The following is a 12,573-nucleotide window of genomic DNA, read 5'->3' as shown; positions in this document are numbered from 1 at the left end:
GCTGGGAACGAGGGTTCCGCCGACCCTCACTCGGGCCGGAAGGTGAGCCTGCGGGCGACCACGTCGCGGGCCACCTCGGTGACCGTACGGCCCTGGACGAAGGCGCGTGCCCGCATCCGGTCCAGAGCCTCCTCGGGGTCGGCACGCAGCCGCATCATCACTATGCCCATCGCCTGGTAGACCTCGCTGTGCCCGGTCTCCGAAGCGTCCAGCCAGGACGCCACGTCGTCTTCCGGCACCCATTCGGTCGCGCCGTGCCGAGGCGGCAGGTCCATGACGGCGAACGTCACCGCGTCCCGCGCCCACAGGGCGGTGCTCAGCTCGTCCGCCGACAGCCCACCGGGCCGGTCGCGGTACAGATCGAGGGTGCCGATGGCCGCTCCGCCGACCCCCAACGGCAGCGAGAACACCGCCCGGGCCCCCAGCGCGAGGGCCTGGTGGGCGAAGACCGGCCACCGCCTGCTGTCCGGCTCGGCGGCGAGGTCCCCGGCCAGCACCGGGGCCGCCACGTCGAGCGCGGTCTGACAGGGCCCGTCACCGAGGGTGTACTGCGCCTCCGCAAGCTGCGCCGCCACGCGGTCGCTGGCGCACCAGGTGGCCCGTACCGTGGGACCGCCGGAGATCGACACCGAGGCACCGGTGACCGGCAGCAGACCCACGCAGGCCCGGCACAGGGCCTGCGGAGCCTGCTGGGTGTCGACGCCCGCGGCAGCAGCAGCGAGCGACTCGATGACACGCAGCCGTCGCTCCACCTCGTCACCTCCCCGTCGGCGGACCCGGCCGGCGGACGTGATCCACCAGGCCCCGATCTGACATCCGAGGCTCTTACGAGAGCACGCTCGCCGCTCGTCTTCAGCGGACGCCTGCCGGGTACCCCGCCCGAGGACGGCACAACAGCCTCCGGGTCAGGGTTGTCGGACCGCGGGCCCGGCCGCTCCCTCAGTACGCGGTGCGGCGCGCGGCCATCAGCTCGGAGCTGGGGGCCTGCACGACCTGTAGTCCTGCGGCCACGAGTTCCGCGCCGATGCGGGAGGGGCTGGCCGGCCACATGGCGAACGACTCCCGCTCCCGGCGCAGGACGCGCCCGTCCCGTTCGACGCTGTAGGTGAAGACGGTGCGTACGAATCCGCGGTCGGGTTCGGGTTCCAGGGTGATGTCGGCGATGTAGAGGTCGGGGCCGACCCGGACCGGTCCGAGTCGGCCCGCCGTTTCGCGCCGGGCCGGCAGCCGGGGAGGCGGCGGGTCGAAGAGGAGCAACCCCCCGGGCAGGAGTGCGCGGCCGATGGCCTGCCAGACGGCATGGCGGGTGGGGGGGTCGAGGCAGCCGATGACGTTGCAGGCGATGGCCAGATCCGCCGTGTTTTCAAGGCCGGCCGCCTCGACGGGTTCGGGGTGGAGGGTGAGGCGGGCACGCTGGTCGGCACCCAGGCGGGACACGCGGGTCAGCAGGGCCGAGCGCATCGCTCCCGCGGGCTCGATCGCATGGACGGGCGCGGCGGAGACGGCGAGCAGGAGTTCGGTGACGATCCCCGTGCCCGCGCCGACGTCGAGGATGGCGCGCCGGGCGCGCCGGGCCGCTTCGGCAAAGCACCGCTCGGCTTGGCGACGTTGGGTCTCAGCCTGCAACAGATCGTAGAACTCAACCGTGACCGCGTAGTCGGAATTGGACACCTCACTCACGTTGTCATGGCTACCGGGGTCCAGGCGTGTAGCGGGCAGGATCCGCGAGTCCGCTGTCGTCCAGGCGGGCGAGGAGCCGGTCGACGCCTGGACGTGATCGGTGTACCACCGGAGAGTGATCTCACCCGCTGCGAAGGCGAGCGGCGGCCGAGACTATCGGGACAGGGGCGCACGGTGGGGGCGTTCTGTGGGTATTCAAGGTAGTGGGTGCCCCTCACCGCACGGAGCGCCGGCCGCGGCGGTCCGCGGCGGGCGGAATGCCAGTTCTGGGAGGTCAGGACGATGCGCACTGCGCACGATGCTCATGCCGTCCGCACCGGAGAGGCCGCGTTGTCCGATCGCGAAGATCTCTGCAGCAGGAAAAGCGGGGCCATCGGTGTGGTCATCACCGTCGGCGGGCCCCGAACCGACCGGCTCGCCGTGCACCGCGTCGACCGGGCAGGCGTCCGAGCGGCCGCCCGACGATCTCCTGATCGCACCGGACACCGCACTCGCAGACACCAGGTCTGCCGGGACCGAGCCCACCACGCCGGTGGGCGGCGCTGTCGCAGTGCGGTGCCTCGGCAGGCTCGTGCCGGACGGGAAGGCGGCATCATGTGCGCACGGTAGGAGTGGAGGAGGAACTCCTTCTGGTCGATCCGGACAGCGGGGAGCCGAGGGCCATGTCGGCCGCCGTCCTCGCCCGTGCGGCCCAGGACGATCCCGGACAGGACGTGTTCGAGAAGGAACTGTTCGGGCAGATGCTGGAATGCGCCACGCACCCGCAGTCGGAGATGGCGGCCCTCGGTGCCGAGATCATGCTCTGTCGCAAGGAGGCGGCGCGGCACGCCGGCGGCATCGGGTGCGCGGTCGCCGCGCTGGCCATGTCGCCGCTGCCGGTCAGCCCGTCGATCAGCCTGAACGACCGCTATCGGTGGATGGCCGAGCGCTACGGGATCACCGCCCGGGACGAGCTGGTGTGCGGCTGCCACGTGCACGTGTCGGTGGACTCCGACGAGGAGGGCGTGGCCGTGGTCGACCGGCTGCGTCCCTGGCTCGCCGTGCTGTGCGCGCTCAGTGCCAACTCGCCGTTCTCCCAGGGCCGGGACACCGGCTACGCCGCCTACCGCAGCCGGGTGTGGGGCCGCTGGCCGTCGGCGGGGCCGACGGAGCTGTTCGGGTCCGCCGAGGGCTATCACCGGCGGGTCGCGGAGATGCTGGCCACCGGGGTCATCCTCGACGAGGCGATGGCGTACTTCGACGCGCGCCTGTCCGCGCGCTACCCGACGGTGGAGATCCGGGTGGCGGATGTGTGCCTGCGCGCGGACACCACCGTCCTCGTCGCGGCGCTGGCCCGTGCCCTGGTTCAGACGGCGGCACGCGACTGGCGGGCGGGCCGGCCACCGCTCGACCACAGTGTGAGCGTGCTGAGACTGGCCGCGTGGCAGGCCGCCCGGTCGGGCCTGGCCGAGGACCTGCTCGATCCCGCGACCATGCGGCCCCGTCCCGCCGCGGATGTGGTGCGCTCGTTGCTGGAACACGTCGGGGACGCGTTGGTCGAGAGCGGCGACGCGGCCTGCGTCGAAGGGGCGATGGCGCAGTTGCTGAGCAGGGGTAACGGCGCGTGCGAACAGCGGCTGCTCATGGAGCGCACGGGCAGCCTGCGGGATGTCGTCACCGAGTGCGTACGGCGTACTCAGGGGTAGCCGTGTGAACCCGGGACATGCATCGCCTGGAGTTCCTGGCCGGGTTCCGGCACGGCACATGAGGAGTCGTACGCGGCCCAGTTGGTGACCGGGACGTATCCGATGCGCTGGTAGAGGGCTTTGCCGGTGGGGTCGGTGGGGTCGGTGGGGTCGGCGAACAGTCGACGTCCGTCGTGCCTGCGGCCAGCGCGGCCCTGCTCACCTCGACCGTCACAGCGCGCACGTAGTCACGGCCCCGGAGGCGAGCCGGGGCGCAGACGGGGTCCACCCGGACCATGCAGCCGGCCGTCGGCGTCGAGCCCGCCATGGAGACGGGAGTGCCGGTCCGGGTCTCCCAGAACGTGAAGTGCATGTCGGCGAAGCGCGAGGTGGCGCAGGAGTCGGCGTCCAGGGCGGGGACTTCGCCGACGGCGTCGACGAACTCGCCGCTCCAGCCCACGAGTTGCTCATGGCCCTGCTCACCCACGACTCGACCCCGGCCCTCTGTGACCGGCTCCGGTGGAGTGGGCGTACGCCCGAGGGCGTCAGGTGGGCGGCGAGGGTGTCGGCCTGCTCGGGGGTGAGGGGATTAAGGGGAGTGAGGCTCAGGCCGCGGGACGGCACCTGGTCGAAGGGTGCCGGAGCTTCGGGCTCTTCGCTCCGCAGGAGGCCGGCCAGCACGGCGAGGGCGTCGCTCTCGACCCGGCGATCAGCGCGTCCAGTCCTGCCTGGATCAGCCGGTCCGGCCCGACGTGCCTACCGGGCATCGGCACGGGCGAGGTGCCCGACGAGCGGAGCCGGCCAGCCAACACGGTCAGCGCACGTCGTCGGGTACCTGCCTGTTCCCCCCACATCCGGTACGTCGACGCCTCAGGCCTGGAGCAACTGGTTGAAGAACGTCCGGTAGTGCCGGACCGCGACCCGGAGCCCTTCGGTCTCGACCTCCTCACCACGGCTCCACTGGTCCTCGATGTCTCGCTTGTGGGCGGCGAAGGTCTCGGCCAGGGACTTGATCACTTCCGCCACCAGGGCATCCGCCGAACGAACCGTGTCCTTGGGGTCGTCGACGAACGCGGCTTGGATCTCTTCCCAGCGCTCGCGGTAGGACCGTGCGTCCTCCGGATCGATCAGCGACTGTTCCTGCTCCTCTGACCGGTCGTCCTCCGCCGTGGGAGGCGGCTCCTCGGGTGGCGCCGCTTCGCCCTCGGAGACGGGGGTCGCCTCGCCCGGGTACGTGGCCGGTGGCTCACCGGCCGTGCGTTCCGGGTCGGTTCGGGCCAGATCTTCAGTCGTCAGTTCGGTGCCGGACCCGATCTTCATGTCGTCGCCGGATTCCATGTCGACTCACTTCCTTCCCTGCGGTCTCGATCCGAGTCGTGTCTTGTTGTTCCGGGCCCGCGTCATTCACTGACGGGTTTGTTCAGCAAGTCCCGGAAAAGAGCGCGGTAACGCACCATCGCACCCCGCAGTTGCTCCGTTGTCGCGCCGCCGCTCCTGGTGAGGAGCGCGACCTCGTGCGCGGCTCGGTATTGGTCCAGGGTGCCGGAGTGCTCGACAGAGAGGTCTTTGACCCGCTGCTCGTAGCCTTCCAGTGGATAACCTCGGTCCGCCATGACCCGCGTGATCAGACGGTCCGCTTCGTCGACGCTCGTATCGGGTTTGTCGACGAAGTCCTGTTCCAGGCCCTTCCACTGCTCGGTGTATCGTTCGCGGTCCTCCGGGGGCAGCTCCTTGAGGTCCAGGTCGGCATGCCTCTTCTCGCGTGAGCGCAGCTCACTTTCGCTGGACAGCCGGCTGTCCCCCGAACTCACGGCCCGGCTGTACTCCGGCCCGAACCGCTCCCGCAGCCGCCGGCGCCTCACCGTGATCCACAGGCCCATCGCGGCGAGGGCCACTATGATCGCTATCGGGACGATGATGGCGATCAGTGTTGCGGTGGTCGACATAAGAGCCTCCTCGACCGCGTCCCGCTCTGCCGTTGATACGTGCTGGAATTCCCTTATCTCCTTAATGCCGTCACACTTCCTGGATCCCGCGAGTACCCGGCCGCGGCCCGGACAGACATGTGCCGCATGAATTCGACGGAAACACCCGGTACGATTCCCGCCCGCCTCCCCCGGCCCCTTCACGCCGGGCATCGGAAAATGCGCGGGCGCATGGGCACCGATCCCGCGCACGTGGGTCCCGCTCCCGGCATGCATGGCGCTCACCGGGGCAGTCGCCGGTGAGCGGCGGACGCCGGCGCGCGGGCGAGCCGGAGTCCCCGTTCGACCAACGTCGCGTCCGTCGAGCGACGCGGCTGTCAGTGACGGCTCGGCAGACTGGAGGGCTGCGTTCGTGACGCACACCGACGGGCAGCGCGATCGGGAGTCCACGGCCCGGGACCTGCGAACCCGGGTCACCGTCTTCGTCGCGCTCGGCGCGAACGTCGTGATAGCCGTGGCCAAAGCGGTCGCCGGGCTCCTCGCGGGATCCCCCGCTCTGCTCTCGGAGGCGGCGCACTCGGTCGCGGACAGTCTGAACGAAGTGTTCCTGCTCATCGCCGTGCACCGCAGCGAGCGGCCCGCCGACGAGCGGCATCCGTTCGGGTACGGCAAGGAACGCTACTTCTGGGCGCTGTTGGCCGCGGTGGGCATCTTCGTCATGGGTGGCTGCTTCTCGGTGTACCAGGGTGTTCAGGCCCTGCGTACGAACCAGCAGGAGCCGCTGAAGGGCTGTCTGCTGGGGCTGGCCGTGCTGGGGGTCGCGCTGCTGGCCGACGGTGCCTCCCTGATACGCGCCCTGCACCAGGCTCGTTGGCATCGGGAGGGCACGACCGACCCGGCTCTGCGCACGGTGATCGCGGAGGACTCGACGGCCGTGATCGGTGTGCTTCTCGCGGCGTTCGGTATCGCGCTGCACCTGGTGACCGGGCAGGTGGTCTGGGAGGCCGGCGCGTCCATGGGGATCGGGGCCCTCCTGGTGGGCGTCGCCTACCGGCTGGCCCGCGAGGCGCGGGACCGGCTGATCGGCGAGGCGGTCGATGCGGAACTACGCGATCGCATCGAGGACTTCCTCGCGTCCCAGGCCGAGATCGACAAGGTCGCGGCACTGCTGACCATGCGGCTGGGCATGGACTCGGTGCTGGTCGCCGCGCGCGTCGATCTGGTGCCCGGGCTCGACAGCGAGGAGATCGAGCTGGTGTGTGTGCGGCTCAAGCGGCGGATCACTGCCAAGTGGCCGCCGGCCACACATGTGTTCCTGGACATCACCGATGCGCCCGGTACGGAAGGAGGCGGACCTGCGCCAGCCCCTCACTGTGCACGAGGAGGCGATCCGGCAGCTCGTCCGCGAACACCACGTCCTGCGCGAGGCGACCAGACGCCGCTCCGTCAGTCCGTCGAGGGTGCACCGGGAATCTGCGCGGGACCGTGCCGGTCGAGGGCTTCTTCCAGCGCGACCCGGATGTCCGGAGAGATCTCACCGCGCCGCCCCCAGACGAGGATCGACTCCGCGACATGGCGCAGTTTGATGTTCGTGCGCTGGGAGACGTCCTTCAGCACGACCCACCCCTGATCCGGGGTGACCCGGCCCAGCGCGACCATCATCCCGATGGCCTGATCCACGACCGCGTGCGAGCTGACGGCCTGCCTGAGCTGGCCGACCTCTTCCTCCAGCTCGCGCACGCGCTCGCCGTCGGCCCCGGCCGGGCCCCCGTCCGTGGTCATCAACCCTCCGGAATCCGATGCGCCGTACGCCCGTCACGTACTGCTCCAGCTCATCCATCCTGCTCTTTCCGAAGGAGCTGTGCCAGCGCGGCGAACCGTCGGTCGTCGTGCTGGCGGAAGGGGCCTCAAGCACATGGCCGCGCGCGCACGGTTCGTACGAGCTGTCATCCGGCACCGGCCGCGGCGAGCACCTCGGCGGCGAGCGGCTTCCCGAGCGCGGCGTGGACCAGGGTCCACCAGGCGGGGTCACGTCGCGGCCCGTGACGAGGCCGCCCAGCCGCTCGGGCGAGACCGGCAGCCCGAGACGTCGGGCCCCGTCCAGGGCCTTGCGGTCGCCACCACCACCCAGTCACCCACAGCGATCCCTCGATCACCGGTCCGGCGTCCCACCCGTTCCCGCGGTGCCTCGCCCCGAGGCCCGCGAGTACCCGCGCCCGCGAGGCGCAGGACCGCGGGAGGGCGTGAGATGACGCTCCGTCATGTGCGTGCTGGTCCTGCTCCGCGTCGGCACCGGCGTACTCCCGCCGTCCGCCGTCGGCCTGGTGGCGCTGCCCGGCCGTACCAGCGTCTGCACGGCCTCACCGTGCTGACGGTGTAGCGGACGGTCACCGCACGGTGGTTCGCCCTGGTCGTAGTTTCCTGTGCACGGTCAGGCCCGCAGTTCCTCCGACGGCACGGATGCGGACCTCCGACCGGCATGGGATCCGCTCCGGTGGGCACCCGGTGGATGCGACCGGCCGTTGGTGAGCGCCGTCCCGACGGATACGAGGGAAATCCTTCCACCACAAGGACGTTCCCGACCACCGCCCGGCCTGCACCCCGCTGGATCCGCTCGACCTGCGCACGGACTTCGACGCGACGCGGCACTTCGCCCGCTCCGTCCCCGACGTGCCCGACACCGCCTCGACGAGCCGGCGTGAGGTGAGAGCCGCGATCATGCGACATCCTGCAGGACCTCTTCGCGCAGTTGGTCGCAGCACCGGTTGATCAGGCGCGAGACGTGCATCTGCGAGATGCCCAGTTGCTCGGCGATACGGCTTTGGGTCATGTCCTTGAAGAACCTCATGTACAGGATCGTGCGTTCGCGCTCGGGCAGGGCCTCCAGACGGGGCTTGACGGCCTCGCGGTCCACGACGGTGTCGAGGGCCGGGTCGCACGCGCCCAGCGCGTCGCCGAGAGAGTAGCCGTCGTCGCTGCCGAAGACCTCCGCATCGAGCGACAACGCGTTGAAGCTGTCGAGCGCCTCGAGCCCGGTCCGGACGTCCTCTTCGCTCAGCTCGGCCAGCCCGGCGATCTCGCGGACACTGGGCCAGCTGTCCGAGACGCCCGGGGACAGCTCCTGACAGGCCGTTCGTACCCGGTTGCGCAACTCCTGGACCCTGCGCGGCACATGGACGGTCCACATGTGGTCGCGGAAGTGCCGCTTGATCTCTCCCGTGACCGTGGGAACGGCGTAACTCTCGAATGCGTGGCCGCGCGCCGGGTCGTAGCGGTCGATCGCTTTGACCAGTCCGAGGGCCGCGACCTGGCGCAGATCCTCGTAGCTCTCGCCGCGGCTGCGGTACCGGCCCGCGATGCGCTCGGCCATCGGCAGCCAGGCCTCGACCAGCTCCTCGCGGAGTGCTTCGCGCTGGCGCCCCGGGGGCAGCACGGCGAGCCGGCGGAACGCCTGCTCGGTGTCCGGGGCGTCGTCATGCGCACGGTACTGCGCGCTCGTAGGGGTTCGCATGGTGCGTCACCACTCTCGTGCGAGACGGATGAACGATCACCGTGGACCTGCGACCGCGTTTCGGACGGCCGCATCCGGGCGACGAAGACGTCGCTCCCACGGATGTGCCTCCTGTCCGAAACACTCTGGTTGTCCCCTGCCCGCGTGCCGGGACACTAAACCTGCCGTTGGGCGGCGGCGCACAGGTGCCCGGCTCTGGAGTACTCCGGCGGACGGAAACGGGCGGACGGAAGGTTACGGGCAGTGACTTTCCGTGAGATCGCGATCCGGCCCGGCGAAGGACCCGTAACCGGTGCGGCAGCCGTACCCGCGCTCGACGTGTGCGCTGAGCCGCCGTGACGGGTCGGCTCGGGCGCGCGGCGGAGCCGCAGGCGGGCATCCGGTCCCCCATGACACCGGAAGCCGCCCGCACCGTTCCGGGCCCCGGCCGTCGCGGGCCGGGCGCACGCCTGATCGCCCAGGACCAGCGACTGTTCGAGAGGGCTGCCGCACCGCACTGGCCCGCCGCCGGCCGGATCTCCCGGAATCTGCCGGTTTCCGCCTCCGCACGCCGGTTACTCGAAAGGGAGCCGGTTTCCCTTTCTGTGACGGAGGTTACACGCATGCCCGAGTACAGGTGCTTCGAAAGGGGACCGATACTCCCCTCGCCCCGCTACTTCCTCGACTTCCAGCACGCGAAGGTGCTGCCGCAGCACCCGGGCGGCGGCCACTGAGACTGGTCCGGCCCCAGGCAGGTACCCGATGAAACTCCTCCGACCCGCGGTGTCCGTGTACACGGTGCCGACCGACGGCCCCGAGGCCGACGGCACGCTCGCCTGGGACACGACGACCATGGTGATCGCCGAGGTCGCGGCCGGGGACGTCACCGGCACGGGCTGGACGTACGGCCCGGCGGCCGTCGGGTTGATGCTCGGCGAGCACCTCGCTCCCCTGGTCGAGGGTCATGACGCCCTGGACATACCGGCCCTGCACGACGCGATGTGCAGATCGGTGCGGAACGCAGGCCGCCCCGGGATCACCGCGTGCGCGATCTCGGCGATGGACATCGCCCTGTGGGATCTCAAGGCGCGCCTCCTGGGACTCCCCCTCGTCCGCCTGCTGGGCGCGGCCCGTACACGCGTGGCGGTGTACGGCAGCGGCGGGTTCACGACCTATCCCGAGGGGCGTCTCGCCGAGCAGCTCAGCGGTTGGGTGCACGGGCAGCACATCCCCCGCGTCAAGATCAGGATCGGCGGGGACCGGGGCCGCGACAGCCCGTGGGACCTCTCCCGCGTCCGCGCGGCGCGCCGGGCCATCGGCCCCGAGGCCGAGTTGTACGTCGACGCCAACGGCGCCTACACCCGCAAGCAGGCGCTGCGCATCGGCGACGGCCTCGCCGATTACGGCGTCAGCTGGTTCGAAGAGCCCGTCTCCTCGGACGACCTGGCCGGCCTGCGCCTGCTTCGCGACGCCCTGCCCTGCGAGGTCACCGCCGGTGAATACGGTTATGACCTCCCCTACTTCGCGCGCATGATCGTGGCGGGCGCCGTGGACTGCCTCCAGACCGACGCGACCCGCTGCGGCGGCATCACCGACTTCCTCCGGGTCGCCGCCCTCGCCCAGGCCCACGGGCTGGAGGTCTCCGCCCACTGCGCCCCGAACGCCCATGCCGCCGCGGCCGCCGCGATCCCGAACCTCCGCCACATCGAATGGTTCCACGACCACGTGCGCATCGAGTCGCTGTTCTTCGACGGCGCGCTCAACCCCACCGGAGGGACGGTCCAACCGGAGCAGGGACCCGGGCACGGAATGACGCTGCGGACGTGCGACGTGGTGAGATACCGGGTTGCCTAGCGCCCCGTTCGGCGCGCGCACCGGCCGAACCGTACGACCAGCGCCGCACCGCAGCTGGTCCAGGACCTGCGACCGACCCAGCTCCACCCTGCCGTACCGCCGTGTAAGGCGCCGTGTTTCAGGTACTCGCCTCTGCGAGAGAGGCACGACTCCCTGAGGAGATGAATCGCATGCTGTTCCTCGGACTGCTCCTCATCGTGGCGACGGGCGCCTTCACAGCCCTCGCGATCAACGACAACCTGTCCGGCGGCCCGGCCCACACCGTGTCCGTACTCGGTCACGACATCGCCACGCTCACCCCGCTCGGTCTCTTCTGCTCCGGCCTCGCCCTGGCGCTCATCTTCTGCCTGGGAGTCGCCCTGATGGCCGGCGGAACAGCGCACCACCGCCACAGGAACACGCGTCCGCGCCGGAGGCACGGCAGGACCACGAGCGACCCCGCGACCGGATCCGCTCACCGGGCAGCCTGACGCGCGCCACCGGGCGACGACTCGGCAGACACAGCGGGCCGTGCTCCTCCGCGAGCACGGCCCACCTCTCACCCGCCGCTCAGCCGGGCCACGCCGCAGCAGTCCTTGGCTGCCGCAGTCCACGGCTCGGAAGGGCCGCTACGCTCACCAGTAGTGGCGTCGGCCACCGACTGCGTGACCAACGGACCCCATGACCCACAGGACGATTCCGATCAAGGTCAGGATGATGCCGATGGTCCACAGGATCGATATACCTGTGAGGAAACCGATGATCAGCAGAATGATGCCGAGGGCGATCATGGCGTGCCTCCTGCGGTTGGCAGTGTTCCCTGGCCACCGAGTTCCCTGAACCAGCCGCCTCATCCATCAGCCGTGACGAAACTTGGAAGAGGGCTCAGGCTGTGTGCTGCCCGGCGATGAGAAGTGGCCAGTCCGGCTTGGCAGCGGTGCCACGGGGGCGAGCCAGTGTCCGCAGACCGAGAAGGAGTGCCCAGCGTGCACCAGGACGCACCCCAGTTCCTCGCCGCGCCCGGGGGCGCCCTCGTGCCACGACTGCTCCCGGCACGCCCACGGGCCGCCGTACTGCTGCTGCACGGAGGAAGTGAGGCCAGTTTCCGCCCCTCGCACCCCTGGCACCTCGCCGCACTGCGCATGGTCCCCTTCCACCGGGCGATCGCGACCGCGCGGCCACACGGCGATGTGCTGCTCGCCCAGGTGCGCTACCGCGTATGCGGCTGGAACGACACCCGGGCCGACCCGGTGGCGGACACCCACGAGGCACTGCGCCGGCTCGCCGCGCTGGCAGGTCCTGTACCGACGGTGCTCGTCGGCCACTCCATGGGGGCAAGGGCCGCGCTGCGCGCCGCCGGCCACCCGCAGGTGTACGGGGTGCTCGGCCTCGCCCCCTGGTGGCCGCCGGGCGAACCGGTGGACCAGGTGACGGGCCGTCACATCGTGGCCCTGCACGGCGAACGGGACCGGGTCACCTCCCCCGGCGACTCGGCCGCGTACGTGCGCCGGGCGCGGGGCACGGCGGCGCGGGCGGCGATGGCCGTCATCCGCCACGGCGACCACGCGATGCTCCGCCGTCACCGGTTCTGGCATCACACCGCGGCGGAAGTCGTCGCCCATCTCCTCGACCCCGACGGCTGCCCGGACCCCCTGCCGACGGAATGCTACGGTGCGGGCGACTATCCACTGCTCTGACCGCCAGTGCCAGGCGCCGTGGAGTCGAGCCGTCCGGAGATCTCTGGTTCCGTGACGTCACAGGCGACCGGCTTGGCGCATGCACGCTCATGGGGCAGGCCGGCCGCGCCTTCGCAGCGTTGCGACCGTGCCCGAAGAACCGGACACGGTCGTATCGGCTTCTCAGTTCTCAGTTCTCAGTTCAGCGCGAACTTCTGGGCGTCGGCACCGTTGCAGTCCCAGATCTGCAACCGCGTGCCATTGGCGGTGGCACCACTCGGCGCATCGAGACAACGCCCGGACTG

12 protein-coding genes and 1 pseudogene are annotated in these 12,573 nt (G+C 70.7%); 5 read left to right on the top strand and 8 right to left on the bottom strand.

Features of this window, described 5'->3' with window-relative positions; all coding sequences use genetic code 11:
* Positions 1 to 26 precede the first annotated feature (26 nt).
* Entirely contained in the window at positions 27 to 752 is a 726-nt protein-coding gene (locus ADK64_RS27380; RefSeq protein ID WP_053663070.1) for a GAF and ANTAR domain-containing protein, read from the bottom strand.
* Positions 753 to 939: 187 nt separating this feature from the next.
* The gene (locus ADK64_RS27375) at positions 940 to 1,671 is read right to left on the bottom strand and encodes a class I SAM-dependent methyltransferase (RefSeq protein WP_053663068.1); all 732 of its coding nucleotides are present in this window, start codon (positions 1,669 to 1,671) and stop codon (positions 940 to 942) included.
* Positions 1,672 to 2,276: 605 nt separating this feature from the next.
* Here ADK64_RS27375 and ADK64_RS27370 point away from each other — a divergent pair.
* The gene (locus ADK64_RS27370) at positions 2,277 to 3,365 is read left to right on the top strand and encodes a glutamate--cysteine ligase (RefSeq protein WP_053663066.1); all 1,089 of its coding nucleotides are present in this window, start codon (positions 2,277 to 2,279) and stop codon (positions 3,363 to 3,365) included.
* An 849-nt stretch (positions 3,366 to 4,214) separates the two neighbouring features.
* On the opposite strand, the gene ADK64_RS27365 is transcribed toward ADK64_RS27370, so the two are convergent.
* Both ADK64_RS27365 and ADK64_RS27360 read right to left on the bottom strand, forming a co-directional pair.
* Positions 4,215 to 4,682 (bottom strand): hypothetical protein, encoded by a 468-nt coding sequence (locus ADK64_RS27365; protein ID WP_063789954.1) that lies wholly within the window; start codon positions 4,680 to 4,682, stop codon positions 4,215 to 4,217.
* 62 nt (positions 4,683 to 4,744) lie between these two features.
* On the bottom strand, positions 4,745 to 5,290 hold the full coding sequence (locus ADK64_RS27360) for a hypothetical protein (protein ID WP_053663064.1): 546 nt from the start codon (positions 5,288 to 5,290) through the stop codon (positions 4,745 to 4,747).
* Positions 5,291 to 5,543: 253 nt separating this feature from the next.
* Here ADK64_RS27360 and ADK64_RS27355 point away from each other — a divergent pair.
* A pseudogene (locus ADK64_RS27355) lies at positions 5,544 to 6,656 on the top strand (cation diffusion facilitator family transporter); the annotation flags it as partial.
* A gap of 59 nt (positions 6,657 to 6,715) precedes the next feature.
* On the opposite strand, the gene ADK64_RS43485 reads toward ADK64_RS27355, so the two are convergent.
* Both ADK64_RS43485 and ADK64_RS27350 read right to left on the bottom strand, forming a co-directional pair.
* Complete coding sequence (locus ADK64_RS43485; protein WP_078992858.1) at positions 6,716 to 7,051, bottom strand: ANTAR domain-containing protein; 336 nt, start codon at positions 7,049 to 7,051, stop codon at positions 6,716 to 6,718.
* Positions 7,052 to 7,985: 934 nt separating this feature from the next.
* A complete protein-coding gene (locus tag ADK64_RS27350; protein ID WP_053663062.1) occupies positions 7,986 to 8,780 on the bottom strand; it encodes an RNA polymerase sigma factor SigF in 795 nt (264 codons plus the stop codon).
* A gap of 741 nt (positions 8,781 to 9,521) precedes the next feature.
* Between ADK64_RS27350 and ADK64_RS27345 the strand changes: the two genes are divergently transcribed.
* Together ADK64_RS27345 and ADK64_RS27340 are read left to right on the top strand one after the other, a co-directional pair.
* Positions 9,522 to 10,613, top strand: a complete 1,092-nt coding sequence (locus ADK64_RS27345) for an enolase C-terminal domain-like protein (RefSeq protein ID WP_053663060.1) — start codon at positions 9,522 to 9,524, stop codon at positions 10,611 to 10,613.
* A gap of 170 nt (positions 10,614 to 10,783) precedes the next feature.
* A complete protein-coding gene (locus tag ADK64_RS27340) occupies positions 10,784 to 11,083 on the top strand; it encodes a hypothetical protein (protein WP_053663058.1) in 300 nt (99 codons plus the stop codon).
* 144 nt (positions 11,084 to 11,227) lie between these two features.
* Here the strand turns inward: ADK64_RS27340 and ADK64_RS46715 are convergent, their stop codons facing one another.
* Complete coding sequence (locus ADK64_RS46715) at positions 11,228 to 11,383, bottom strand: DUF6131 family protein (RefSeq protein ID WP_199829719.1); 156 nt, start codon at positions 11,381 to 11,383, stop codon at positions 11,228 to 11,230.
* Positions 11,384 to 11,578: 195 nt separating this feature from the next.
* Here ADK64_RS46715 and ADK64_RS27335 point away from each other — a divergent pair, with 195 nt between their 5' ends.
* Positions 11,579 to 12,289 (top strand): alpha/beta family hydrolase, encoded by a 711-nt coding sequence (locus ADK64_RS27335; protein ID WP_078992857.1) that lies wholly within the window; start codon positions 11,579 to 11,581, stop codon positions 12,287 to 12,289.
* 176 nt (positions 12,290 to 12,465) lie between these two features.
* Here ADK64_RS27335 and ADK64_RS43480 read toward each other — a convergent pair.
* A partial coding sequence (locus ADK64_RS43480; RefSeq protein WP_159046339.1) for an RICIN domain-containing protein occupies positions 12,466 to 12,573 on the bottom strand: 108 nt, incomplete at its 5' end.

The sequence above is a fragment of the Streptomyces sp. MMG1121 genome (assembly GCF_001280015.1).
Classification (GTDB): Bacteria; Actinomycetota; Actinomycetes; order Streptomycetales; family Streptomycetaceae; genus Streptomyces.
Note: the sequence above shows the minus strand (reverse complement) of the source record. Positions and strands in the feature narration are given on the sequence as shown.

Excerpts from the sequence above, each read along its gene's own strand:
- ADK64_RS43485 (WP_078992858.1), bottom strand. The coding sequence starts at position 7,051 with ATGACCACGGACGGGGGCCCGGCCGGGGCCGACGGCGAGCGCGTGCGC.
- ADK64_RS27340 (WP_053663058.1), top strand. The coding sequence starts at position 10,784 with ATGCTGTTCCTCGGACTGCTCCTCATCGTGGCGACGGGCGCCTTCACA.
- ADK64_RS46715 (WP_199829719.1), bottom strand. The coding sequence starts at position 11,383 with ATGATCGCCCTCGGCATCATTCTGCTGATCATCGGTTTCCTCACAGGT.
- ADK64_RS27345 (WP_053663060.1), top strand. The coding sequence starts at position 9,522 with ATGAAACTCCTCCGACCCGCGGTGTCCGTGTACACGGTGCCGACCGAC.
- ADK64_RS27350 (WP_053663062.1), bottom strand. The coding sequence starts at position 8,780 with ATGCGAACCCCTACGAGCGCGCAGTACCGTGCGCATGACGACGCCCCG.
- ADK64_RS27365 (WP_063789954.1), bottom strand. The coding sequence starts at position 4,682 with ATGGAATCCGGCGACGACATGAAGATCGGGTCCGGCACCGAACTGACG.
- ADK64_RS27360 (WP_053663064.1), bottom strand. The coding sequence starts at position 5,290 with ATGTCGACCACCGCAACACTGATCGCCATCATCGTCCCGATAGCGATC.